25 protein-coding genes, 1 tRNA gene and 1 pseudogene are annotated in these 23,197 nt (G+C 64.3%); 7 read left to right on the top strand and 20 right to left on the bottom strand.

The window, feature by feature from the left end:
• Positions 1-2 precede the first annotated feature (2 nt).
• From mutL to msrA, 3 genes are all read left to right on the top strand, one after another.
• Complete coding sequence (gene mutL / locus ACR65W_RS18775) at positions 3-1,781, top strand: DNA mismatch repair endonuclease MutL (protein ID WP_434498726.1); 1,779 nt, start codon at positions 3-5, stop codon at positions 1,779-1,781.
• Positions 1,782-1,876: 95 nt separating this feature from the next.
• Complete coding sequence (gene msrB / locus ACR65W_RS18770; RefSeq protein ID WP_434498839.1) at positions 1,877-2,386, top strand: peptide-methionine (R)-S-oxide reductase MsrB; 510 nt, start codon at positions 1,877-1,879, stop codon at positions 2,384-2,386.
• A gap of 11 nt (positions 2,387-2,397) precedes the next feature.
• Positions 2,398-3,075, top strand: coding sequence for a peptide-methionine (S)-S-oxide reductase MsrA (gene msrA / locus ACR65W_RS18765; protein ID WP_434498725.1), 678 nt, complete (start codon positions 2,398-2,400; stop codon positions 3,073-3,075).
• A 104-nt stretch (positions 3,076-3,179) separates the two neighbouring features.
• Here the strand turns inward: msrA and ACR65W_RS18760 are convergent.
• Positions 3,180-3,269: transfer RNA gene (locus ACR65W_RS18760), tRNA-Ser, on the bottom strand.
• Between the two features lie 256 nt (positions 3,270-3,525).
• On the opposite strand from ACR65W_RS18760, the gene ACR65W_RS18755 reads away from it, so the two are divergent.
• Both ACR65W_RS18755 and ACR65W_RS18750 read left to right on the top strand, forming a co-directional pair.
• Entirely contained in the window at positions 3,526-3,762 is a 237-nt protein-coding gene (locus tag ACR65W_RS18755) for an antitoxin (RefSeq protein ID WP_196399402.1), read from the top strand.
• Positions 3,763-3,766: 4 nt separating this feature from the next.
• Entirely contained in the window at positions 3,767-4,156 is a 390-nt protein-coding gene (locus ACR65W_RS18750; protein WP_434498724.1) for a PIN domain-containing protein, read from the top strand.
• A gap of 6 nt (positions 4,157-4,162) precedes the next feature.
• Here the strand turns inward: ACR65W_RS18750 and prfB are convergent.
• From prfB to ACR65W_RS18710, 8 genes are all read right to left on the bottom strand, one after another.
• Positions 4,163-5,291, bottom strand: a protein-coding gene (prfB, locus tag ACR65W_RS18745) for a peptide chain release factor 2 (RefSeq protein ID WP_434498723.1) whose coding sequence is annotated in 2 segments (ribosomal slippage) — positions 4,163-5,221 and positions 5,223-5,291 — 1,128 coding nt in all. Because the reading frame shifts where the segments join, the coding sequence is not laid out codon by codon here.
• Positions 5,292-5,391: 100 nt separating this feature from the next.
• A complete protein-coding gene (locus ACR65W_RS18740) occupies positions 5,392-6,480 on the bottom strand; it encodes a CorA family divalent cation transporter (RefSeq protein WP_434498722.1) in 1,089 nt (362 codons plus the stop codon).
• 69 nt (positions 6,481-6,549) lie between these two features.
• Positions 6,550-8,046, bottom strand: coding sequence for a pyridoxal phosphate-dependent decarboxylase family protein (locus ACR65W_RS18735; RefSeq protein ID WP_434498838.1), 1,497 nt, complete (start codon positions 8,044-8,046; stop codon positions 6,550-6,552).
• A gap of 118 nt (positions 8,047-8,164) precedes the next feature.
• Positions 8,165-8,872 carry a fumarylacetoacetate hydrolase family protein gene (locus ACR65W_RS18730; protein ID WP_434498721.1) on the bottom strand — a complete coding sequence of 236 codons (708 nt, stop codon included), beginning with the start codon at positions 8,870-8,872 and terminating at the stop codon, positions 8,165-8,167.
• A gap of 27 nt (positions 8,873-8,899) precedes the next feature.
• Entirely contained in the window at positions 8,900-9,871 is a 972-nt protein-coding gene (locus ACR65W_RS18725) for an Hsp33 family molecular chaperone (RefSeq protein WP_434498720.1), read from the bottom strand.
• Complete coding sequence (argF, locus tag ACR65W_RS18720) at positions 9,871-10,815, bottom strand: ornithine carbamoyltransferase (RefSeq protein WP_434498719.1); 945 nt, start codon at positions 10,813-10,815, stop codon at positions 9,871-9,873. Before argF ends, ACR65W_RS18725 begins: the two co-directional genes overlap by 1 nt.
• Positions 10,815-12,011, bottom strand: a complete 1,197-nt coding sequence (locus tag ACR65W_RS18715) for an aspartate aminotransferase family protein (protein ID WP_434498718.1) — start codon at positions 12,009-12,011, stop codon at positions 10,815-10,817. The genes argF and ACR65W_RS18715 overlap by 1 nt, the downstream gene beginning before the upstream one ends.
• Complete coding sequence (locus tag ACR65W_RS18710) at positions 12,008-12,136, bottom strand: hypothetical protein (protein ID WP_434498717.1); 129 nt, start codon at positions 12,134-12,136, stop codon at positions 12,008-12,010. The genes ACR65W_RS18715 and ACR65W_RS18710 overlap by 4 nt, the downstream gene beginning before the upstream one ends.
• A 290-nt stretch (positions 12,137-12,426) precedes the next feature.
• Between ACR65W_RS18710 and ACR65W_RS18705 the strand changes: the two genes are divergently transcribed.
• The gene (locus ACR65W_RS18705; protein WP_175095681.1) at positions 12,427-12,945 is read left to right on the top strand and encodes a GcrA family cell cycle regulator; all 519 of its coding nucleotides are present in this window, start codon (positions 12,427-12,429) and stop codon (positions 12,943-12,945) included.
• Positions 12,946-12,963: 18 nt separating this feature from the next.
• Here ACR65W_RS18705 and phoB read toward each other — a convergent pair whose 3' ends face one another.
• The 8 genes from phoB to ACR65W_RS18665 all read right to left on the bottom strand — a co-directional run bounded on the left by phoB (position 12,964) and on the right by ACR65W_RS18665 (position 20,595).
• A complete protein-coding gene (phoB, locus tag ACR65W_RS18700; RefSeq protein ID WP_175095680.1) occupies positions 12,964-13,710 on the bottom strand; it encodes a phosphate regulon transcriptional regulator PhoB in 747 nt (248 codons plus the stop codon).
• Entirely contained in the window at positions 13,707-14,420 is a 714-nt protein-coding gene (gene phoU, locus ACR65W_RS18695) for a phosphate signaling complex protein PhoU (RefSeq protein ID WP_434498716.1), read from the bottom strand. The genes phoB and phoU overlap by 4 nt, the downstream gene beginning before the upstream one ends.
• 23 nt (positions 14,421-14,443) lie before the next feature.
• Positions 14,444-15,229 (bottom strand): phosphate ABC transporter ATP-binding protein PstB, encoded by a 786-nt coding sequence (gene pstB, locus ACR65W_RS18690; RefSeq protein WP_434498715.1) that lies wholly within the window; start codon positions 15,227-15,229, stop codon positions 14,444-14,446.
• Positions 15,226-16,068 carry a phosphate ABC transporter permease PstA gene (pstA, locus tag ACR65W_RS18685; protein ID WP_434498714.1) on the bottom strand — a complete coding sequence of 281 codons (843 nt, stop codon included), beginning with the start codon at positions 16,066-16,068 and terminating at the stop codon, positions 15,226-15,228. The genes pstB and pstA overlap by 4 nt, the downstream gene beginning before the upstream one ends.
• A gap of 12 nt (positions 16,069-16,080) precedes the next feature.
• On the bottom strand, positions 16,081-17,070 hold the full coding sequence (gene pstC, locus ACR65W_RS18680) for a phosphate ABC transporter permease subunit PstC (RefSeq protein ID WP_175095676.1): 990 nt from the start codon (positions 17,068-17,070) through the stop codon (positions 16,081-16,083).
• A gap of 149 nt (positions 17,071-17,219) precedes the next feature.
• Positions 17,220-18,278, bottom strand: coding sequence for a phosphate ABC transporter substrate-binding protein PstS (gene pstS, locus ACR65W_RS18675; protein ID WP_434498713.1), 1,059 nt, complete (start codon positions 18,276-18,278; stop codon positions 17,220-17,222).
• 149 nt (positions 18,279-18,427) lie between these two features.
• Positions 18,428-19,525, bottom strand: a complete 1,098-nt coding sequence (locus ACR65W_RS18670; protein ID WP_434498712.1) for an ATP-binding protein — start codon at positions 19,523-19,525, stop codon at positions 18,428-18,430.
• Positions 19,522-20,595, bottom strand: a complete 1,074-nt coding sequence (locus tag ACR65W_RS18665; RefSeq protein ID WP_434498711.1) for a lysylphosphatidylglycerol synthase domain-containing protein — start codon at positions 20,593-20,595, stop codon at positions 19,522-19,524. Before ACR65W_RS18665 ends, ACR65W_RS18670 begins: the two co-directional genes overlap by 4 nt.
• Positions 20,596-20,949: 354 nt before the next feature.
• On the opposite strand from ACR65W_RS18665, the gene ACR65W_RS18660 reads away from it, so the two are divergent.
• Complete coding sequence (locus ACR65W_RS18660) at positions 20,950-21,291, top strand: four-helix bundle copper-binding protein (protein ID WP_434498710.1); 342 nt, start codon at positions 20,950-20,952, stop codon at positions 21,289-21,291.
• A gap of 35 nt (positions 21,292-21,326) precedes the next feature.
• Here ACR65W_RS18660 and ACR65W_RS18655 read toward each other — a convergent pair whose 3' ends face one another.
• From ACR65W_RS18655 to ACR65W_RS18645, 3 genes and pseudogenes are all read right to left on the bottom strand, one after another.
• On the bottom strand, positions 21,327-21,641 hold the full coding sequence (locus tag ACR65W_RS18655; protein WP_434498709.1) for a c-type cytochrome: 315 nt from the start codon (positions 21,639-21,641) through the stop codon (positions 21,327-21,329).
• Positions 21,642-21,645: 4 nt separating this feature from the next.
• Positions 21,646-22,455 (bottom strand): enoyl-ACP reductase FabI, encoded by an 810-nt coding sequence (fabI, locus tag ACR65W_RS18650; RefSeq protein ID WP_424373914.1) that lies wholly within the window; start codon positions 22,453-22,455, stop codon positions 21,646-21,648.
• A 238-nt stretch (positions 22,456-22,693) separates the two neighbouring features.
• Positions 22,694-23,197, bottom strand: a pseudogene (locus tag ACR65W_RS18645) (beta-ketoacyl-ACP synthase I); the annotation flags it as partial.

Raw genomic sequence — 23,197 nt, 5'->3', positions numbered from 1 at the left:
CCATGCCCGTTCGCCGCCTCGACCCCCTTCTCGTCGATCGCATCGCCGCCGGCGAAGTGGTCGAGCGCCCGGCGTCCGCCGTCAAGGAGCTGGTCGAGAACGCGCTTGACGCCGGCGCGACGCGCATCGACGTCGCGGTCGAACACGGCGGCAAAAGCCTCATCCGCGTCATCGACGACGGAAGCGGCATGGACGCGCGCGACCTCGCGCTCGCGATCGAGCGCCACGCGACCTCGAAAATCCCCGACGGCGATCTGACCGCGATCGCCACGCTCGGCTTTCGCGGCGAGGCGCTGCCGTCGATCGCGGCGGTGGCCGACCTGACGATCGAAACCCGGGCGATGGGCGCCCCGCACGGCGTTTCGATCCGAGTCGACGCCGGCGAAAAGCGTGGACTCTCCGCCTCGAACTGGCCGCGCGGCACCAAGATCGAAGCGCGCGCGCTGTTCGCCGCGACGCCGGCGCGGCTCAAGTTTCTCAAAACCGAGCGCACCGAGACCGCGGCGATCGTCGATGTCGTCAAGCGACTCGCCATGGCCCATCCGCAGACGCGGTTCACGCTGTCCGCCGACAGCGGCGCGCTCTTCGACTATCCGCCCTGCGGCGACGATTCCGCGCGGCGCATCTTCCAGATCCTTGGCGAAGAATTCGCCGCCAATGCGTTTCGGCTGGAAGCGGAACGCGAAGGCGTGAAGCTCTCGGGCCTCGCGGGGCTGCCGACCTACAGTCGCGGCAACGCCCAGATGCAATATGTCTATGTCAATGGAAGGCCGGTGCGCGACAAGCTCTTCGCCGGCGCCATTCGCGCCGCCTATCTCGATTTTTTGAGTTCCGACCGCCATCCCGTCGCCGCGCTCTTCATCGACTGCGATCCGCGCAGCGTCGACGTCAATGTGCATCCGGCCAAGGCGGAGGTGCGCTTCGCCGATCCGGGGCTGGTGCGCGGCCTCGTCGTCGGCGCGTTGAAGCAGGCGCTCGCCGAGAAGAGCCATCGCAGCGCCGACACAAACGCGCGCGCGGCGATCGACGCTTTGGCGCGCGGCAATGGCGCCCGATATCGCGCGCCGCCGCCCGCAAACTGGAGCCTACCGCGCTCGCCTTACGCGCCCGCCGGCTTCGAAGACCAGCCGCAAGCCGCCTTTGACGCCGGCGCGCCAATGGCCGATTCGCGCGCGCATGATACGCCTGCGCCGGAGCCCGAGTCGCCGCTCGGCGCGGCGCGGGCGCAGCTGCACGAAACCTACATCATCGCGCAGACGCAGGACGGTCTCGTCATCGTCGACCAGCATGCGGCGCATGAGCGCATCGTCTATGAGAAGCTCAAGCGCCAGCGCGAGGAGGCCGGCGTCGCACGTCAGATGCTGCTGATCCCCGCCGTCGTCGAACTCGACGAGTCGCGCATGACCGCGCTTGCGCCGGCGCTGGACGAACTCGCGGCGTTCGGTCTGGCGCTTGAAACTTTCGGCCCCGGCGCCATGCTCGTGCGCGAGACCCCGGCGCTGCTCGGCGAAGTGGACTGCAAGCGTCTCGTCGAGGACATCGCCGACCTCTTGGCGGAAGAAGGCGACGCGCGCGGACTTTCGCGCAGGCTCGATCACGTGCTCGCGACCTGCGCCTGCCATCATTCGGTGCGCGCCGGCAGGCGGCTTTCGGCGCCCGAGATGAATGCGCTGCTGCGCGAGATGGAGACGACCCCGGGGGCAGGCCAATGCAATCACGGCCGGCCCACCTATATTGAGCTGAAGCTCGCCGACATCGAAAAGCTCTTCGGACGCCGGTGAAACGGAAATTTTTCGCGGCGCCGTAACGCTTTCCGGCGCGCGGGCGAATAGACAGAGTGAGAACGCAGGAGCCGATCTTGAATCGTCGCAGCCTCATGTCTGGCGCCTTTTTTCTGGCCTTCGCTCGGAACGCCCGTGCCGCCGCCGAAATGGTCGAGATCGAAACATTCGACTCGAACGGCAGGAGTGCTGGACTTTCGCGCCTGGAAAAGATCGTCAAGACCGATGCCGAATGGCGCGCGCAGCTCTCGCCGCTCGCTTTTGAGGTCACGCGCAAGGACGGCACGGAGCGCGCGTTTACCGGACCCGACTGGGATAATCACGCAGACGGACTTTATCGATGCGTCTGCTGCGATACCGCGCTGTTCGACTCAAAGACGAAATATGACTCTGGCACAGGCTGGCCGAGCTTTTTCGCGCCGATTTCCAAGGCGAATGTCGTGGAAAGCGCCGATACGTCGTTCGGCATGAGGCGCGTCGCCGTCTCCTGCAAGCGCTGCGACGCGCATCTTGGCCATGTCTTCACCGACGGTCCGAGGCCGACGGGGCTGCGCTACTGCATGAACGGCGTCGCGCTGCGTTTCGTGGGACGCGGACAAGCGTAGGAGAGATCGCCATGAGATTCACCGCCGCTGTTCTCGTCGCCGCGCTGATCATTTTCGCTTCCTTGTGCGGGGAAGCCGCCGAGCGCGCAATTGTTCTGCCTGCGCCCGCTTACGATCCGCCGGCCACGAGCAGCCAGGAACAGAAGCTCGTCGTCGCCGGCGGCTGTTTTTGGGGCGTGCAAGGCGTGTTTCAGCGCGTCGAGGGCGTCTCGCGCGCCGTGTCCGGCTATGCGGGCGGCGCCAAGGAGACGGCCCGCTACGAGAAGGTTTCCGGGGGCGACACCGGTCACGCTGAAGCGGTCGAAGTCACTTATGATCCGAAGACCGTGAGTCTTGGAGAACTGTTGCGCGTCTACTTTTCCGTCGCGCATGATCCGACGCAGCTTAACCGCCAGGGCCCTGACGCAGGCGCGCAATACCGTTCAACGATTTTCGTCGCCAACGCCGATCAGGAAAAGGCCGCGCGCGCCTATATTGCGCAGCTGTCTGACTCGAAGGTCTTCTTCGCGCCGATCGTCACGACGCTCGAACCGCTCAGGGAGTTCTACCCGGCGGAGGCCTATCATCAGGACTATCTCCTTCGCCATCCCGCGCAGCCTTACATCGTCTACAATGACCTGCCGAAGATCGACGATCTCAAGCGCCTCTTTCCATCGCTCTATCGCGAAAGCCCGGCGCTGACCAACTGATCCGAAGCTAAATTGGTAGACCGCCACACGTCACTTCAATCGGGGGATGTTTTGCCAAGTCTTCCACCGTAGGTTTCTTGGAAATCAGACGGTTCGCGAGCAGTTGGCGGAGAGGGAGGGATTTGAACCCCCGATACGGTTGCCCGTATGCCGCATTTCGAGTGCGGTGCTTTCAACCACTCAGCCACCTCTCCGCAGCGCATGCGTGGCGCGCCGCAGATAGCACGCGCTCGCCCAAGGGATCAAGCGCGCGCCGTGCGCGCGGACGCAACTAAATTCGTCGGCCCGCCGCATTAAGGCGCTGCGTTATCTTTTCGAAATCGCCTTTGGCGTGGCGCGGTCGCCGGGGTTGGACGGGACCGAAGGCGATCCCGCGCAGTGGCGGCCGTTCCGTCAAGGGACGTATATACTCAGATTGACAGAACGCGGCCGCCTTGGCAGACTGATGTCATGAGCTCCACGCGCATTTTCAAATCGGGCAATAGTCTGGCGGTAAGAATTCCGCGCGGAATCGCTTTCGACGAGGGCGCCGAAGTCGTCGTGCGGCGGCAAGGCGGAAGTCTCGTGGTGACGCCGGCGCGGCTCGATATGGCCGAACTCGTCGCGCGGCTCAAAGCCGCGCCGCCGCCGGCCTCGATCGCGCGCCCCGAGTTCAAGCCGCCCAAGCGGCTGTTCGACGCCCGCTAGCGCTATGGCGCGCTACCTCCTCGACACCAATATCGTCATCGCCGCGGCGCTTGGTCTTCCCGGCGTGCTCGATCGGCTCGCCGCGCTCGAGGTCGGCGACGTGGCGGTCTCGGCGATCAGTCTCGCCGAGACGCTTGGCGCAGCCGCCGCCGAACATAACGGACGGCTCGCGGAGAATATCGCGCTGCTCGCCGAGAATCTGGATGTGCTGCCCTTCGACCGCGGCGCCGCCGACGCCTATGGGGCGCTGCTCCGCAAGCTAGACCCGAAGCGCCGCCGCACGCTCGATCGAATGATCGCCGCGCAGGCGCTCGATCTCGGCCTCACGCTGGTCGTGGCGAATAGCGAGGATTTCGACGACATTCCCAGCCTGACGGTCGAGAAATGGGCGTGAGCGCGGCTACTCGACGTCCTCAACGGCCTCTGGACCGCCGTATATACGCTGGGCGAGAGAGGCCTGCATGAAATCGTCGAGTTCGCCATCGAGAACCTCGGAAGGCGTCCCCGATGTGAATCCGGAGCGCAGATCCTTCACCAGCTGATAGGGCTGCAGCACATAGCTGCGGATCTGATGGCCCCAGCCGATCTCGGTCTTCGACGCCGCGACCTTGTTGGCCTCGGCTTCGCGCATTTCGAGCTCGCGTTCATAGAGCCTTGCGCGCAGCATGTTCCAGGCGGTGGCGCGGTTCTTGTGCTGCGAGCGCTCGGCCTGACAGGCGACGACGATGCCGGTCGGAATATGGGTGATGCGGATCGCCGAGTCGGTCGTATTGACGTGCTGGCCGCCCGCGCCTGACGATCTATACGTGTCTATACGACAATCGGATTCATTGACGTTCACCTCGATCCGGTCATCGACCACCGGATAGACCCAGACCGAGGCGAAGCTGGTGTGGCGGCGGGCGTTGGAGTCGAACGGAGAAATCCGCACCAGGCGATGCACGCCGGACTCGGTCTTCGCCCAGCCATGGGCGTTATGGCCCTTGACGAGCAGCGTGCCCGATTTGATGCCCGCCTCTTCGCCCGGCGTCTCCTCGATCACCTCGACGTGGAATTTGTGACGCTCGCCCCAGCGGGCGTACATGCGAAAAAGCATGCGCGCCCAATCCTGGCTCTCGGTGCCGCCGGCGCCGGAATGCACCTCGATATAGGTGTCGTTGGCGTCGGCTTCGCCGGCGAACAGCGCCTCGGTCTGGCGGGCGCGCGCCTGCTTCAGGATGCTCTTGAGCGCGTCGACGCCCTCTTTTTCGGTCGCCGCGTCGCCCTCGGCTTCGCCGAGTTCAACGAGCGTCAGCGCGTCTTCGAGCTCGCGCTCGAGGCCGGACAGCGCCCCCACCTGCTCTTCCAGCTGGGTGCGCTCGCGCATCAGTTTTTGCGCGGCTTCGGGATCGTTCCAGAGCGCGGGGTCTTCCGCCCGGACGTTCAGTTCGGCGAGGCGCCGTTGCGAGGCGTCGACGTCAAAGATGCCTCCTCAGCAGTCCGATGGACTGCTCAATGTCGGCTTTCAGCGCAAGCGGTTCGGCGCGCATGGATTTCCCAGGTTGTGCTCGCAGGGCGTCTCGCCCCAGTCGGCGCGGAAGTTAGGCGGCGCGCGCGCGCCTGTAAACCCCGCAACTCACAAGCCCAATGTCAAAAACTCCTGTCCGCCGGACGGTCCCGGCGCTCCGGCGCGGCCGGCCGCTGGTCCTCGCTCTCCGGCGCGCCGGCAAGTCCCCAGCGGCGCATCAGGAAAAGCGCCGTCGCCGAGGCGAGCACGCAGAGGATCGTCGCGTAGAATGTGCCGTTCTCGTCCTCCGCGAACAGCAAATTCTTGGTGTTCATGCCGAAATAGCCGGTGACGAAGGTCGCCGGCAGCAGCAGCATCGTCGTCACCGTCAAAGCATAGAGCCGATCATTGGTCTCCAGGCTGAGAATGGCGTTAAGCTCGTCCTGCAGGAGACGGGCGCGCTCCTGAAGGCTCGTGACGTCCTGCGTCAGCGCGGCGGCGTGTTGAACCAGCCTTGCCGCGGCGTCGCGCAGATCATTGTCGCGCTGTTCGTCGACCTCCTCCTCGATCGTTTCGAGGCGCGCCACCGTCGACGAAAGGCCGCTGATCTGGCGCGCCAGACGCACCGCGTCGCGCCGCGCGGCGCTGAGCGCCGGCCGCGCCTGGCGACCGCGCTGATCGATGATGCGATCCTCGACGCGATCGAAGGCCGCGCCGAGTTCGGCGGCTTTGCGCGCGAGCCCGTCGATCAGCGCATCCGTCAGCATTTCGAAAAGATCGATCGGCGAGGTGAGGCGCGCGCCGCGATCGATGGCGATGCGCGTCGCCTCGACGCTGTCCATCGGCAGCCGCCGCGCGCTGATGAAAAAGCTCGCGCCCGAGGCGAAGCGGACATAGTCGGTGCGCGAGGTCGGGCCGCCGAGATCGCGCTCATAGTCGAGCAGCGCGCCGCTGACCAGTCCCTCCGAATATTCAAGATGCTGGTGGTCGACGGGATCGCACAGCGAATCGCGCGCGTCTTCGGAAAGCGCCGCGATGCGCGCCAGCAGCGGGCGCGTGCGCACGTCGGCGAGATCCATGTGCAGCCACAAGAACCCTTCGCGCGGCGCGCCGATATTTTCGAAGTCGTCGGCCGTTCCGGGCTCGGCTTCGCCGGCGCGGTTGAACCGCACGAACCATAGACATCCGGGAATGTCGGCGTGCGGCGGCTGTGCGAGGCGGTCTGGGATCATAGCGGCGCTCACGGAAAGGATCGAAAAGAGAGCCCGGCGAAATATGACAGGCTGACGACAAGCGCGGCGTCAATCCTCGGAGAGCCGGGTCTTCCCCGGCCCGTGCGGTTCGACGAGCGCGCCGAAATCATGCGGCTCCTTGCGCGCGCGCCGAAGCGCCGCGTCGAGAAACTCGGTGAAGGCGTCGATGTCGCGCGCTTCGGTCCGGTGATTGATGATCGCGGCGCGGATCGCCGGAATCCCGTCGAGGATCGTCAGCGACGGCGCCGCCTCGCCGCGCTCATGCAGCTCCATGACGATTTCGCGCGCCAGCGAACCGTCCTCATCGTCCTTGACGCCGAAGCAGACGATGTTGAGCGTCACCGGCGCGCGCAGCGCGAAAGCGTCCGACTGCGAGATCCACGCCTCGAGCCGCTTCGCCATGCGGCAGGTCTGCTCGATACATTCGCCCAAACGCTTGGCGCCGAAGGTTTCGATGGTGAACCAAGCTTTGAGCGCGCGAAAGCTGCGCGACAGGTCGGGGCCGAGATCGCAAGGCCAGGTGTCGCCCGCCGCGAGGCCGCGCGGCGCGCGCGTCAAATAGGCGGCGTTGGCCGCGAAGGCGCGCTTATGGGCCGCCTTGTCGCGCACCAGAAAGAAGCCGGCGTCATAGGGGACGTGCAGCCATTTATGGAAGTCGAAGGCGACGCTGTCGGCGCGCTCCAGTCCCTTGACCAACGGCTTGAGCGCCGGCGAGAGCGCCGCCAGCGCGCCGAAGGCCCCGTCGACATGGAACCACATGTCCTCGGTGTGCGCGACGTCGGCGAGCCGGTCGAGCGGATCGATCGCGCCGGTATCGACCGTGCCCGCCGTGCCGACGATCAGAAACGGCCTGAACCCCGCCGCGCGGTCGGCGGCGATGGCGCGGCGAAGATCGCGCACTTTCATTGCGCGCCGCTCGTCCGAAGGAATGAGGCGCAGATGCCGCGCCCCAAGGCCGGCAAGCTCCATCGCCTGGCGCACGCAATTATGCGCTTCGCGCGACGCATAGGCGATGAGCTGGCCCGGAAGCGCGCAGAGCCCGTTAAGCCGCACGTCCTTGTCGCCATAGGCCTGGTCACGCGCGACGAGCAGGCACAGGAAGTTGGCGATCGAGGTTCCGGTGACGAAAACGCCGCTCGCGTCGGGCGGAAAGCCGAAAGCCTGCGCCATCCAGGCGGCGATCTGGCGCTCCACGTCGATGGCGATATGATTGCGTCCGCCGCAATTGGAGTTCATCCCGGCGGCGAGCATTTCGGCGATCATGCCGGCCGGCGTGCCCGCGCCCTGCGCCCAGCCCATGAACATCGGATGCGTGTTGCCGGTTGCGAACGGCTTGATGTAGCGGTCGAAATCCTCGAGCACGGCGGAGATGTCGCGGCCCTCTTGCGGAAGGTCGCGTTTGAAGCGCGCCCGCGCCTCTTCGCTCGGCTCGGTCCATACGGGGCGCTCTCTGATCCCGCGCAGATAGTCGAGCATCATGTCGAGCGCCCGATGGCTCTCGGCGCGAAATTCGTCCCAGTTTTCGGGGTCGAGATTAACCGGCATGTCCAGGGCCTCGCGCGCCGGCGGCTCGGTGGAGGCGCAACCACGGTTGCGAAAGATCGCGCGAAGGCGTTTCACCCTTCTGCAAATAGCCGGGTTTCCCTGCCCGGCGCAACCTCGCTTATTTTCCGATGCTTACGGCCACAGAGCCGACATGTTCGACCTCGCCGTCGACGATGTCGCCGGGAAGGAGCGGTCCAACGCCCGAGGTCGTGCCGGTGAAGATGAGATCGCCGGGCGCAAGCGCGACATTTCGTGACAGCGCCGCGATGATTTCCGGCACGCTCCAGATCAGATCGCTAAGGTCGCCCGCCTGTCGCAGCACGCCATTGACGGAGAGCGCGATGCGCCCCCGCGTCGGATGGCCGATGGCGGCGACGGGGCGGATCGCGCCGATGGGCGCCGAATGGTCGAAGCCTTTTGACATGTCCCACGGCCAGCCGGCGCTGCGCGCCGCCGTTTGCAGGTCGCGCCGGGTCAGGTCGATGCCGGCGGCATAGCCGAAGACGCAGTCGAGCGCCCGCTCGGCGGGAATATCGGCCCCTCCCTTGCCCAGCGCCGCAACCAATTCGATCTCGTGGTGAAGATTATGCGTCAGCGTCGGATAGGGAATGGTCGCGCCGCTCTCGACCACCGCGTCGGCGGGCTTGGAGAAGAACACCGGCGGCCCCGCGTCCCCGCCCTTGGCGGGGTCCTTTCCCATTTCGCGGGCGTGCGCGGCGTAGTTCAGCGCAATGCAGAAGATCCGCCGCACGGGAAATCGCCGCGCGTCTTGCGCGATGGCGACGCTTGGGGAGGGCGGCGGCGGAAAGATAAACTCAGCGGACATTCTCTTGGCTTCGCGCTTGGCGGCGGATCAGTCGAAATCGGCGGGATCGAAGCTGCGCAGCGTGCCGCAGAATTCGCAGGTGACGCCGATGCGGCCGTCGTCGCCGATCATATCGCTGCGCTCTTGCGGCGAGAAGCTCCTCAGGAGCTTGTCGATGCGCGCGTTCGAACAGCGGCAGAATTCCTCAAGCGCGCGTTCGGTGAAAACCTTGACGCCCCGCTCGTGGAAAAGGCGATAGAGCAGTCGCTCGCTCGAAAGCGCCGGATCGACGAGTTCGTGGTCTTCAAGAGTGGCGGCGAGCGCTTGGCCTTCGGTCCAATGATCATTGTCGTTCTCGGAAGACCCCTCCGCGCCCTCGGGCGCGTCGCCGGGCGGAAGATCGCGGGCGCGCGCGCCGCCGGGCGGCAAATATTGCAGCAGCAGTCCGCCGGCGCGCCAGCTGGCGCCCTGCGGCGTGACGCTTTCGGCGACGGCGAGTCTGACGAAAGACGGGATCTGCTCCGATTGCCGGAAATAGATGTGCGCGGCCTCGGCGAGGCTCTCGCCCTCCAGCGGCACGACGCCCTGGTAGCGCGCGGCGTCTTCCTCGCGTTCGATGGTGAGCGCCAGATGACCGCGTCCGAACAGCGCCGCCGGCGAGGCGTCGCGTATTTCGGCGACCCGCTCGGCGTCGAAACGGGCGAAGCCGCGCAGCTTTCCCGGCGCGTCATAGTCGACGACGAGCATATCGACCGGGCCGTCGCTGCGCGTCTGCAGCTGAAAGCGTCCGTGCGATTCCAAAATCGAGCCGAGCAGCGCCGCAAGCGCCACCGCTTCGCCGAGCAGGCGCGCGACCTGCGGCGGATAGGCGTAATGGCCCAGGATGGAATCGACCGTCGGGCCGAGACGCACGACGCGGCCGCGCAGGTCGAGCGCTTCGACCGCGAAGGGTAGCACCCGGTCATCCTCGGAATGGAGCGCGACTGGCCGGCTCGGCGCCGAGCCCCCGCCTTGCGGCATCAGAACTGCCCCGGCGCGAGACACCAGCACAGCACGCCTTTTTGAGCGTGAAGGCGGTTCTCGGCTTCGTCGAAGACCACGGACTGCGGTCCGTCGATCACGTCCTCGGTGACCTCCTCGCCGCGATGCGCCGGCAGGCAATGCATGAAGACGGCGTGCTTGGCGGCGGCGCGCATCAGTTTCGAGTCGACCTGATAGGGCGCGAGCGCCGCGCGGCGCTGGTCCTCGTCCGCGTCGCCCATCGACACCCAGCAGTCGGTGATGACGGCGTCGGCGCCGTCCACCGCCTCATAGGCGTCGCGCGTCAGATTCATCTTCGCGCCATTGGCTTTCGCCCAGCTGACCAGATCTTCCGAGGGCGCAAAGTCCGCCGGCGTCGCCACATTGATCGTGAAGCCCAGGCGGCCGGCGGCATGCACCCAGCTTGCAAGCACATTATTGGCGTCGCCGCTCCAGGCCACCGTGCGCCCTTCGATCGGACCGAGATGCTCCTCGAAGGTCAGCACGTCCGCCATCACCTGGCAGGGATGCGACTGTTTGGTGAGGCCGTTGATGACCGGCAGATTGCCGAAACGCGCCAGCTCCATGAGATCGGGGTGCGACAGAATGCGCACCATGATTGCGTCGAGAAACCGCGCGAGCACGCGCGCCGTGTCGGCGATCGTCTCGCCGCGGCCAAGCTGCATTTCGGCGCCGGTCAACATGATCGTCTCGCCGCCGAGTTCGCGCATCGCGATGTCGAAGGAGACGCGCGTGCGGGTCGACGGCTTGTCGAACACCATGCCGAGATATTTGCCGGCGAGCGGTCGTTCGGTCGGCGCGACGCCTTTGACGCGGCGCGCCTTGAGCGATTTGGCGAGATTAAGAATGCGGCGCAGCTCGTCGCCGGAGTGATCGGAAAGATCGAGAAAGCTGCGCGGCCGCGTCAGCGAATGGACGGTCATCACGCGGCTCCGAGCTTTTCAGCGGGCGCGGCGAGTCGGGCGCAGGCGTCGGAAAGGCGCGCCGCCGCCGCAGCGATGTCGCTCTCGTCGATGATGAGCGGCGGCAAAAGGCGCACGACATTGTCGCCGGCGAGCACCGTCAACAGCCCTTCGGCGCGGGCGGCGGCGGCGAAGTCGCCGTTCGGAATCCGCGTCTTGACGCCGAACATCAGCCCTTCGCCGCGGATTTCTTCGATGAGCGACGGATAGCGGTCCTCGAACTCCGCCAGCCGCTGGCGCAACAGCGCGCCAAGCCGCGCGACGCGCGCCATGAAGCCCTCCGCGAGCACAACGTCGAGAACCGCGCCGCCCACCGCCGTGGCCAGCGGATTGCCGCCGAAGGTCGAGCCATGCGCGCCCAGCGTCATGCCTTTGGCCGCCTCGCGCGTCGCGAGGCACGCGCCGAGCGGAAAGCCGCCGCCCAGTCCCTTGGCGAGCGCCGCGATATCGGGCGCGACGCCGGCATGTTCGCAGGCGAGGAACTTGCCGGTGCGGCCGACGCCGCATTGGACTTCGTCGAACACCAGCAACAGCCCGCGCGCGTCGCAAAGCGCGCGCAGCCGCGTAAGGAACGACGGCGAAAAGACTCGTAGCCCGCCTTCTCCCTGAATCGGTTCGAGCAGGACGCCCGCCGTTTCATGCGTGATCGCCGCCTCGACAGCGTCAAAATCGCCGAAAGGGACCTGATCGAAGCCCTCGACGGGCGGCCCGAACCCTTCAAGATATTTCGCGTTGCCGCCTGCGGCGATCGTCGCGAGCGTGCGGCCATGGAAGGCGCCTTCGAAGGTGATCAGCCGATAGCGTTCCGGCTGCCCGTTGACCGCGTGGAATTTGCGCGCAGTCTTGATCGCGCACTCCACGGCTTCCGCGCCGGAATTGGTGAAAAAGACCAGATCGGCGAATGTGGCGTCGCAGAGCCGCTCGGCGAGCCGCTCGGCTTGCGGGATACGAAAGAGATTGGAGACATGCCACGGTTCTTCCGCCGCGCGCTTTAAGGTCTCGACGAGGCGCGGATGATTATGGCCGAGCGACAACACGGCGACGCCCGCGCTGAAATCGAGATAGCGGTCGCCGTTTTCCGCAATCAACCACGCGCCTTCGCCATGTTTGAATGCAAGATCGGCGCGCGGATAGGTCGGATAAAGCGCTGACGTCAAAAGCCCTGCTCCATGCTCCCGTCGCTGGCTCCGGCCAGAGGAAGCTCGAAAAACAAAGCGCCGCCCTTTTCGGGCGGCAGTTCAGACCGGATTTTAAGCGCGCCGCCCGACGCGGTCAAATCCATGGCGCGGTTCGATCATTAGCGTCAAAGCGGCTGGCGCGGCTGCGCAAGGGTGAGTCCTGCGAGCAACAGTCTCGCCGAAAGCCTGTTGAGAACGCCAGCGCGCGCTTGCCAGCGCGACTCGCGCATGATTCAAAGTAAACAGAAAGTTTCTAGTCGGCGCCCGCGTAGTTCGTTTGGGCGTGTTCTCTCGAGTGTTGATGCGCAATCACATCGCCGCAGGGCTTCAGGCCTGCGCTGCGGTCGGAAGAAACATCCGACCCGCGCTCGACCCGAAAGAATGGAGAAGCCTAATGTCATGGACCGACGAACGCGTCGAACTGCTCCGCAAGCTTTGGACCGACGGTCTAAGCGCCAGCCAAGTGGCGGCTGAACTTGGACCGGGCATCACCCGCAACGCCGTGATCGGAAAGATCCATCGTCTCGGACTCGCCGAACGCGCCAAGACGGCGAGCGCGCAGCGGCCGCGCGCGGCCAAAGCTCCTCGCCCGACGCACCCGCGCATGAACGGCGTCTCCTCGCACGGCAATCTGGCGCTCGCTTTCGCGCCGCATGCGCTGGCGGCGCCGCGGCTTGCGCCTGAAGAAGAAGTGGTGATCCCGATGTCGGAGCGCGTCACGATCATGGAGCTCCGCGAATCCATGTGCCGCTGGCCGATGGGCGATCCGACATCGCCGGAGTTCCGCTTCTGCGGCTGCAAGTCAACCGTCGGCGGCGGGCCGTATTGCGCCTATCATGCGCGCGTCGCCTATCAGCCGGCCCAGGATCGCCGCCGCGCGCGCGATCAGTTCCGGACGCAGCGCTACGCGTAATCTGCGTCGGCGGATGCGTCACTCGTGTCCGAACGTTTCGTCGAAAGAATAGCCCGCGCCGCGCACCGTGCGGATCGGATCCTTCTCGCGGCCGCGGATCAGCGCCTTGCGGAGCCGTCCGACATGGACGTCGACCGTGCGCTCGTCGATCTCCGCCGACATGCCCCAAACGCTGTCGAGCAGCTGCGCGCGCGTGAACACGCGTCCAGGCTTCTCCATAAAATATTCGAGCAGCCGGAATTCGGTCGGACCGAGGTGGATCTCGCGGGCGGATCGCCGCACGCGACGGGTGTCGCGGTCGAGATCGATATCGCCGAGAGTCAGCCGTGAGGCGACGCGCTCGGGGCGCGCCCGGCGTAGCAGCGCGCGCACCCGCGCCATCAGCTCCGGAGTCGAAAACGGCTTGACGACATAATCGTCGGCGCCAACCGAAAGACCGCGCACGCGCTCGCCTTCCTCGCCGCGCGCGGTCAGCATGATCACCGGCATGTCTCTCGCGCTGTCCCGGGCGCGCAGGCGTCGGCAGATTTCAAGTCCGGAAACGCCCGGCAGCATCCAGTCGAGAATGACGAGATCCGGCGGCGACTCCGCGAGCCGCAGCTCCGCTTCATCGCCATTGTCGACATGCTCGACCTGATAGCCTTCGGCTTCGAGATTATACACGAGCAGCGTCGCGAGCGACGTCTCATCCTCGACGACGAGGATTCGCGGCGCCCGATCGCTTTTCCCGCTCCGCTGTAAGACGGCGGAAGTCACTTCGCTCATTGCGCCGCCTCGTCCTTCCCGAAGTCGGCAACACGCGATTTTGGCCGCTCCGTAGGCATCGACTCGCCGGTGACCAGATAAACGACCGTCTCCGATATATTCGTTGTGTGATCGCCGATCCGCTCCAGGTTCTTTGAGCAGAACAGGAGATGCGTGCAGAAGGATATGTTGCGCGGATCCTCCATCATGAAGGTGAGGAGATCGCGGAATACGGAATCCTCCAGCGCGTCGAGATCGGAATCGTTCTGCCAGACCGCGCGCGCCCGCTCGGTGTCGCGCAAGGCGTAGGCGTCCAGCGCGTCCTTAAGCTGCATCGCGGCGATTTCGTGCATCGATTTCAGACCGACGATCGCGCGCGGCACGCGGGCTTCCGACACGATCTTGAGCGTTCGCTTGGCGATGTTCTTGGCGAGATCGCCGACGCGTTCGATGTCGCCGGAAATGCGGATCGCGGCGATGCATTCGCGCAGATCGATCGCAAGCGGCTGTCGGCGCGCGATGGTGAGAATGGCGTTCTCTTCGATTTCTCGCTGCAGCGCGTCGAGCCGCGGATCGCTGGAGACGACCCGATGGGCGAGGTCGACGTCGAAGCCGGAGAGCGCGTCCATCGCCTCCGCCAGCATTTTCTCCGCGACGCCGCCCATTTCAGCGATGCGACGTCCGAGCGCCTCAAGGTCGCGGTCGTAGGATTTAACAATATGATCGCTCATGAGCGCCGTCCTTGAATCGCTGGTTAGCCAAAGCGGCCGGTGATGTAGTCAAGCGTCCGCTTTTCCTTCGGCTTGTTGAAGACGTCGTCCGTTTCGCCGAATTCGACGAGTTCGCCGAGATACATGAAGGCGGTGTAATCGGAGATGCGCACCGCCTGCTGCATATTGTGGGTGACGATGGCGATCGTGTAGCGGTGGGTGAGTTCGTCGATGAGCTCCTCGACCTTCGCCGTCGAGATCGGATCGAGCGCCGAACACGGCTCGTCGAACAGGATGACTTCCGGCTGCACCGCGACGCTGCGCGCGATGCAGAGGCGCTGCTGCTGTCCGCCTGAGAGCCCGAGACCGCTCGTATGCAGCTTGTCTTTCACCTCGTCCCAAAGGGCTGCGCCGCGGAGCGCGCCTTCGACGCGCGCGTCCATGTCAGCGCGCGACAGCTTCTCATACAGCCGAATGCCGAACGCGATGTTCTCATAGATCGACATTGGGAAAGGCGTCGGCTTCTGGAAGATCATGCCGACGCGCGAGCGCAGGGCGTTGAGATCGATCGCCGGGTCGAGGATGTTCTCGCCGTCAAGCAGCACCTCGCCCTCTGCGCGCTGTCCCGGATAAAGATCGTACATCCGGTTCAACACGCGCAGCAAGGTCGACTTGCCACAGCCAGAAGGCCCGATAAAGGCCGTCACTTTGTTTGCGCGCAGCGGCAGGCTGATGTTCTTGAGCGAACGATCCGCGCCATAGTAGAAATCGAGGCTGCGGACCGAAACTTTCGTTGGCGGCTCTTTCGTGGCTTGGACAGCGGCGTTCATTTCGATTTCCTCCGGCCGGCGCTCAATGCGCGCGCGGCGATCGATAGGGCGAGAACAGCGACAGTGATGAGCAGCGCGCCGGTCCAGGCAAGTTGCTGCCAATCTTTGTAGGGCGATAGCGCAAACTGGAAGATGACGACCGGCAGGCTCGCCATCGGCGCCGAGAGGTCGCTGCTCCAGAACTGATTGTTGAGCGCGGTGAAGAGCAGCGGCGCCGTCTCGCCAGAGACGCGCGCTACGGCGAGCAGCACGCCGGTGATGAGGCCGGCTTTTGCGGCGCGGTAGGCGACCTTCCCGACGACATGCGCACGTGGCGCGCCAAGCGCGGTCGCCGCTTCGCGCATCGAACCCGGCACGAGCAGCAGCATGTCCTCGGTGGTTCGCACGACGACAGGGACGACCAATAACGCCAGCGCCACGGCGCCAGAGATCGCCGAGAAGTGGCCCATCGGATGCACCAGGATGGTGTAGACGAAGAGGCCGACGACGATTGACGGGGCGCTGAGCAAGATGTCGTTGATGAAGCGCACGACCATGGTCAGCTTCGTATAGCGTCCATATTCCGCCATGTATGTGCCAGCCAGCATGCCGAGCGGCGTGCCGACCGCGACGCCGATTGCGGTCATGACCAGCGAGCCGGCGATGGCGTTGAGCAATCCTCCCGCGCTGCCGGGAGGCGGCGTCATTTCGGTAAAGACCGCCGGCGACAGGCCGCGGACGCCTTCATAAAGAAGCACCCCAAGGATCACAAAAAGCCAAGCCAGCCCGAAAATCGCCGCGACCCAGCAGAGCGTCGTCGCGATGGAGTTGGCGCTGCGTCGAGATGCATAAAGAGACATGAAGCGCCTCCCTTACGCCGACTTCTGTTCGATGCGCATCAGCATGTAACGCGCGACCGCCAGAACGACGAAGGTGATGAAGAAGAGGATGAGGCCGAGTTCGATCAGCGCAGAGGTGTAGAGATCGCCGACCGCCTCGGTGAACTCATTGGCGATCGTCGCCGAAATCGTGGTGCCGGGCGCGAGCAGCGACCCGGAAATCTTGTGCGCATTGCCGATGACGAAAGTGACCGCCATCGTCTCGCCCAGCGCTCGCCCCAGTCCAAGCATGACGCCGCCAATCACGCCGACGCGCGTGTAAGGGATGACGACATAGCGCGTCACTTCCCATGTCGTGGCGCCGATGCCCCAAGCGGCTTCTTTCAGCACCAGCGGCACCGTTTCGAAGACGTCGCGCGAGATCGAGGCGATGAAGGGCAGCACCATGATGGCGAGAATGAAGCCCGCGGTCAGCATGCCAATGCCGTAAGGCGGGCCGGCGAAAAGCGTCGAGAACACCGGGATATCGCCAAAGGCGGCGATCAGCGCAGGCTGGACGTGCGACTGGAGAAACGGCGCCAGAACGAAGAGGCCCCAAATGCCGTAGATGATCGACGGAATCCCGGCCAGCAGCTCGATCGCGGTGCCGATCGGCCGACGCAGAACATAGGGGCAAAGCTCCGTGAGGAAAATCGCGATGCCAAGGCCGACGGGCACGGCGATGAGCATGGCGATGATCGACGTCATCACCGTGCCGTAGATCGCCGGCAATGCGCCGAAGTTCTCGGTGACCGGATTCCACGACTGCGAGAAGAGAAAGCCGAAACCGAAAGCCTTCATCGCCGGCCAGGAGCCGTAAACGAGCGAGACGATGACGCCGCCCAGGATGACCAGCACGATCACCGCCGCAGCGCGCGTGACCTGGCGAAATAGGCGGTCGACGAGCGCCAGCCGACTGAGAACGCGTGTTCGATCAGCGGCGACTGAGAGTGGCGCCGCCTGCTGCAAGACTACTTCCGACATGTCTGAACCCGCCTCCCCGCCGGCTCCGTTCGCGCTTCGCCGGCTCGGCTCGATCGAGAACATTCGCTCATCTCCCGACGCCGTCCCTCGCGAATGGCGCCAATCACAACCGACGGCCGCACTGAACGGCCGTCGGTTCAACCAAAAGGTCAGTTCGGCCGAGTCAAGAGCGACAGCGGCTTGCCGTCCGGTCCCTTGACGCTCGTCCAAGTCTTCTTGATGAGCTCGACGACCGGTTTCGGCATCGGAATATAGTCGAGTTCTTCAGCCATCTTCCCGCCGCTGGCGAAGGCCCAGGAGAAGAATTTCATGGCCTCGGCCGCCGCGGCTTCGTCTTTGGACTCCTTGGGAAGAAGGATAAAGGTCGCTGCGGTGATCGGCCAGGATTTCGCGCCAGGCTCATTCGTCAGGATTTCATAGAACCCCTCGGCATGGGCCCAATCTGCGCCGGCGGCGGCCGCCTGGAACGTCTCCATGCTCGGCGCGACGGTCTTGCCGTCCTTGTTGATCATTTTCGTGTGAGTCAACTTGTTCTGCTTGGCGTAGGCGTATTCGACGTAGCCGATCGATCCCTTAGTGTTGGCGACGTTGTTCGCGACGCCTTCATTCCCTTTGGCGCCGATGCCCACGGGCCATTCGACCGAAGTGTTCGCGCCGACTTTGGACGCCCAGTCGGGCGAGACCTTCGAGAGGTAATTGGTGAAGTTGAAGGTCGTTCCAGATCCGTCGGAGCGATGAACGACGACGATCGGCGCCGAAGGAAGCTTCGCCTTCGGATTGAGTTTCTTGATCGCCGGATCGTCCCATTTGGTGATCTCGCCGAGGAAGATTTTGGCCACCGTCTCGCCACTGAGCGTGAGGTCGCCGCCAGCCATGCCAGCGTGGTTGACCACCGGCACAATGCCGCCGATCACCTGCGGCCATTGGATCAGACCCGCCGCCTCGAGCTCCTCGGGTTTCAGCGGCTGGTCGCTGGCGCCGAACGTGACCGTTCGCGCCTTGATCTGCTTGATGCCGCCGCCCGAGCCGATCGATTGATAATTGAGTCCGCTGCCGGTCTCTTTCTTATAGGCCTCGGCCCATTTGGCGTAGATCGGATAGGGGAAGGTCGCGCCGGCGCCGGAAATGTCTATGGCGGCAGCCCCGCCGCACATAACGGCGAGCGCCAGCGCCGCGCCAGCGCCGCGCCTGAAAATCGTCGAGATCATTTGAGGGTCTCTCTTGCTCGAGAATGGACTTGCGATGCGCCCCGCGTCATCACGCGGCAGAAACTACTGGTCCGACAACAGCGTTTTGTGACGAAAAGATTACAGTATGATGACAGTGAATACTCTTGTATTTTAAACACTTAGCGTATTTACGCTGAATCGCTCGCCGGCAGAATGACGCGAAACAGCGTTCCCTCGCCAAGCGCGGACTCGATTCCGAGCCGGCCGCGGTGGCGCAGCACGATATGTTTGACGATGGCGAGGCCCAGTCCGGTGCCGCCTTTGGCGCGGCTCTTGCCTGCGTCGACCCGATAGAAACGCTCCGTCAGACGCGGAATATGCTCCGGCGCGACGCCGGGACCATAGTCGCGCACCGAGAGAACGACGAGCGCCCCCTTGCGGACCAGCGAGATGTCGATGGGCTTGCAGCCGCCATCGTCGCCGCACCCGTATTTCAGGGCGTTCTCGACGAGATTCTCGATGACCCGGGCAAGCTCGTCCCGATCTCCAGGCGCGACGACGTTCGGCTGCAGATCGAGATTGATGGCGACGCCCCTGTCTTCGGCCATCTGTGACAGCGTGTCGACGATATGCTCGACGAGCAGCGTGAGATCGACGGGCGTGGCGGGCCGCAGATGCATGTGCTGCTCGATGCGCGACAGCGACAGCAGATCATCGACGAGGCGCGCCATCCGCTGCGCCTGCTCGCGCATGATGCCGAGGAATTTGTTGCGGGTGACGGCGTCTTCGCGCGCCGGACCTTGCAAGGTTTCGACGAAACCCAGCAGCGAGGCGAGCGGCGTGCGCAGCTCGTGGCTGGCGTTGGCGACGAAGTCGACGCGCATGCGCTCGACGCGCCGGGATTCGGTCAGATCGCGCAGGCTCACGACGGCGGCCGGCTCGAACCCTTCGATCTGCATCGGCGCGACATGCGCTTCAAACCAGCATTCCACCGGCAGACGTTCGACCCAGACGGTCTTCTCCGTCTCGCCTCCGGCGAGCACGCGCGCCACAGCGTCCAGCATATCGGGCGAGCGAAGGCTGCGGGAGAGCGGTTCGCCCGGCCGAATGGCCGGCGAGAGCGCCTGCGCCGCGGCATTGACGGCGGCGACATGGGTTTCGGAGTCGATAACGAAGATCGGCTCCGGGAGCGCGTTGATGACGGGCGCCAGGAGATCTATCGCCTGGTCGCGCCATTTGAGCCGCTGGGTCGACAGTGTCGTGGCGACTGGTCCGGCGCCGTTCAATTCGAGCGCTCCTCCAAAATGCGCGCGATCGCATCCCGCAACGTCGCCCAGCGGCGCGCGCCCTCATCGGCGCCGAGAAGCGCAAGCGCGACAACGAATGGAATAAAATAATAGATCATGCGAAACAGAAGCAGCGACGCCAGAATGCTTTCATGCGACGCCGCCGGGATGGCGTGCAGCATCGTCGCCTCGAAGACGCCGATGCCGCCCGGCGCATGGCTGATCACGCCGAGGACGCAGGCGACGACATAGACCGCGACGAATGGCACAAAGTCCAGCGGGACGCCCTCGGGAAGCAGCACATAGAGCGCGCCCGAGGCGCAGCACAGGTCGGCGACCCCAAGCGCAAACTGCGCAACAGTCGGGATAAAACCCGGCAACTCCAAAGCGTGGCCGCGAAGTCGAATCGTCCGGCGATCAACCGTCACCCAGGCAAAATAAAAGAGCACGCCTGCAAGTATGAGAACGCCGGGAATGATGTGAAGGAAAGCCGGCAAGCCGTCGAGCGCGGCGAGCGCGTCCGCGCCATAGATAAAGCCTATCCCCATCACCAGCGTCATCCCGAGCCAGAACGTGACGCCGGCGAAAACCGTTATGTTGGCGACTTGCAGCGCGCTCAACGCGACGCGAGAGTAGATCCAGTAGCGCACGGCCGCGCTGGTGATGACGGGAAATCCAAGATTGAAGGAAATGGCGTAGCTTGCGAAGGACGCGAGCGCAGCGACCCTGTAGGGCGCGCGCGTTCTCATATGATGGAGGGCGACGACGTCATAACCGGTCAGGAACAGATAGGAGAGCGCGGAGAGGGCCAAGGACGCTAAAATCTGCGCGCCGCTCGTCGCGCGAAAGGCATTCAGCAGATCGGCGTAGCTGAGACTTGAGAGCGTTCGGCCCAGAATATAAGCGGCGAGCGCAAAGACGGCGAGACTGGCCGCCACGCCCAGCGCGCCCAGCGCGCCTCTCGGCAGCCGTTCACGCAGCGACTCGTAAAATCCGCCGCTTGCTTGTGGCCTCGCGACGGGCAACCCCGGCGTGGTGGCTTCGAACACGTCGTTATCGCGCGAAGTCACGCCGACCTCGCGCCCAACGCCCGGATCTCGGAGCCTTCAATGCACAACCCTCTTACTCGTCATATCGCGTGAAGCTTGCCTTTGTCTTCTTGCAAGCGTCATCCGGTTCAATCCCTCGATCATGTCATGGCGATGACTGGCATCGATGACGAGCATGGCGACGACTAGCACGATCCCAGTCGCTCGCGCCTCTCAAAAGGTTGGCGCTCGGCGATGTGACGTCAAGTCTGCGCCTGTAAGCTTGACTGTCGGTCCTGCGCCTTCGTCACAAATCTTGACCTGCGAGGCGGGCGAACTAGCTGCCTGCGGGGCGGCGAGGCGGAAAGCCTTTAAGAGGAACGATCGATCATGCACATGATCCCGAAGGAAATGCAGGCCTGCATCGACGCCTGCCTGAACTGTTATCAGATGTGCTTCGGCATGGCGATGACCCATTGCCTTGAGAAAGGCGGCGAGCATGTGAAGCCCAAACATTTCCGGGCGATGATCGCCTGCGCCGATATGTGCCGCAACAGCACGCAAATGATGCTGATGAATTCGCCGCTGGCGAAACAGATGTGCGCGCTTTGCGCCGAGGCTTGCGAAGCCTGCGCCAAGGAGTGCGATCCGATTCCGGACATGAAGGAATGCGCCGACGAATGCCGTCGCTGCGCCGAGGAGTGCCGCAGGATGTCCGGACGCAAGATGGCCGCATAAATTTACGCGCGGAACAGCTTCAATCAGCTTGGCGGCTATTTGCCGCCAAGCCCCAAAATATAGCTCGCCAGCGAGTCGATCTCTTCGTGGGCAAGAATGATGTTGGGCATGTTCTTGTGCGAAGAGCGCAGAAAAACTTTAAGCGACAGTTCAGTCGCCGAAGGCATCTTCGCCACATCGATAAATCGCGGCGCCTTGGGATCCGGGCTCTTGGCCTCTGCGTTGGATCCAACGGCATGGCATGAGGCGCATTCGGCCTTGGCGATACGCGCGCCGGTCGTCGGATCCGCGCTCGCGGCCATCGCCGGCGCCGCAATGAAGACCAAGCCTAAAGACAGCGCTATCCTCATTGCCTTACTCCTCGCCGTTGAGATCCTCGGGACGTGGCTGCAACATGATATTATAACCGGCGTCGACAAGATGAACTTCGCCCGTCACGCCGCCCGACAGCTCCGACAGCAAATAAAGCGCCGAGCCGCCGATTTCATCAAGCGTGATCATTCGACGCAATGGACAATGCTTTTTTTGAAACGCGCCCATCGCCCGCGCGCCCGTGATGCCGGCGCCCGCCATGGTGCGCACCGGGCCGGGCGACAGCGCATTAACGCGAATGCCGCGATCGCCGAAATCGGCGGCAAGATAACGCACCGATGAATCGAGCGCCGCCTTCGCGACGCCCATGACATTGTAATTCGGCATGACATGCGTGCCGCCGCCGAAGCTGACCGTCAGCAACGATCCGCCGTTCTTCATCAGCGTGGCGGCGCGGCGCGCGGCTTCGGTGAAGGAAAAACAGGAAATGACAAGCGTGCGAATGAAATTCTCGCGCGAGGTGTCGGCGTAGAGTCCCTTCAATTCGCTTTTGTCGGAATAGGCGATGGAGTGGACGAGAAAATCCATATCGCCCCAGTCGTGTTCGAGACGCGCGAACACCTGATCCACCGTTGAAATATCTTCGGCGTCGCACGGCAGCACAAGGTTCGACCCGAGCTCCTGCGCGAGCGGTTTGACGCGCTTGCCGAGCGCCTCGCCCTGATAGGTGAATGCGAGCGTCGCGCCGTGGCGCGCAAGAACGCGCGCGATGCCATAGGCGATTGAATGATCATTGGCGACGCCCATGATGAGGCCGCGCTTACCCTGCAGGAGACCGGTTGAAACTGTCATATGGCGATTGTCATCGTAGGAGAGATCGAAAGTTTGGGCCTAAGCCCTATCGGAGAAGCAGACAAGCAAAGAAGAACCGACGCTAGGGGCCGTGTCGGCGACACCTCTATCCACGAGCGACGCTGGCGTCGTTCGCAAATCCATCCACTGGAAGAAAACGCCTTCTCCTAAACGCCGGCTTGATGCATCGACGCCCATGGCCGGAACAAGCCCGGCGATGACGCTCGCCGCTGAACACTTATGCGTCTGGATGCTTGAACACCAATGTCGCATTGGTGCCGCCGAAGCCGAATGAGTTGGACAGCACCGCGCCAAGCTTCACATTGTCGCGGCGCGACCGCATGATGGGCATGTCGGCGAAATCCGGATCGAGCTCTTCGATATGGGCGCTTTCGCAGATGAAGCCGTTCTGCATCATCAACAACGAATAGATCGCCTCCTGCACGCCCGTCGCGCCGAGCGAATGGCCGGTCAGGGATTTGGTCGCGGCGATCGGCGGGCATTTGTCGCCGACGCCGAACACTTCGCGCAGCGCCTCGATTTCCTTGGCGTCGCCGACCGGGGTCGCCGTGGCGTGGGGGTTGATGTAGTCGATCGGGCACTTCACCGTCGCGAGCGCCTGCTGCATGCAGCGCACCGCGCCTTCGCCCGAGGGCGCCACCATGTCATGGCCGTCGGAGGTCGCCCCATAGCCGGCGACTTCGGCGTAGATCTTCGCGCCGCGCGCCTTGGCGTGTTCGAA

This window comes from Methylocystis sp. (genome assembly GCF_051062815.1).
Lineage (GTDB): Bacteria > Pseudomonadota > Alphaproteobacteria > Rhizobiales > Beijerinckiaceae > Methylocystis.
Note: the sequence above shows the minus strand (reverse complement) of the source record. Positions and strands in the feature narration are given on the sequence as shown.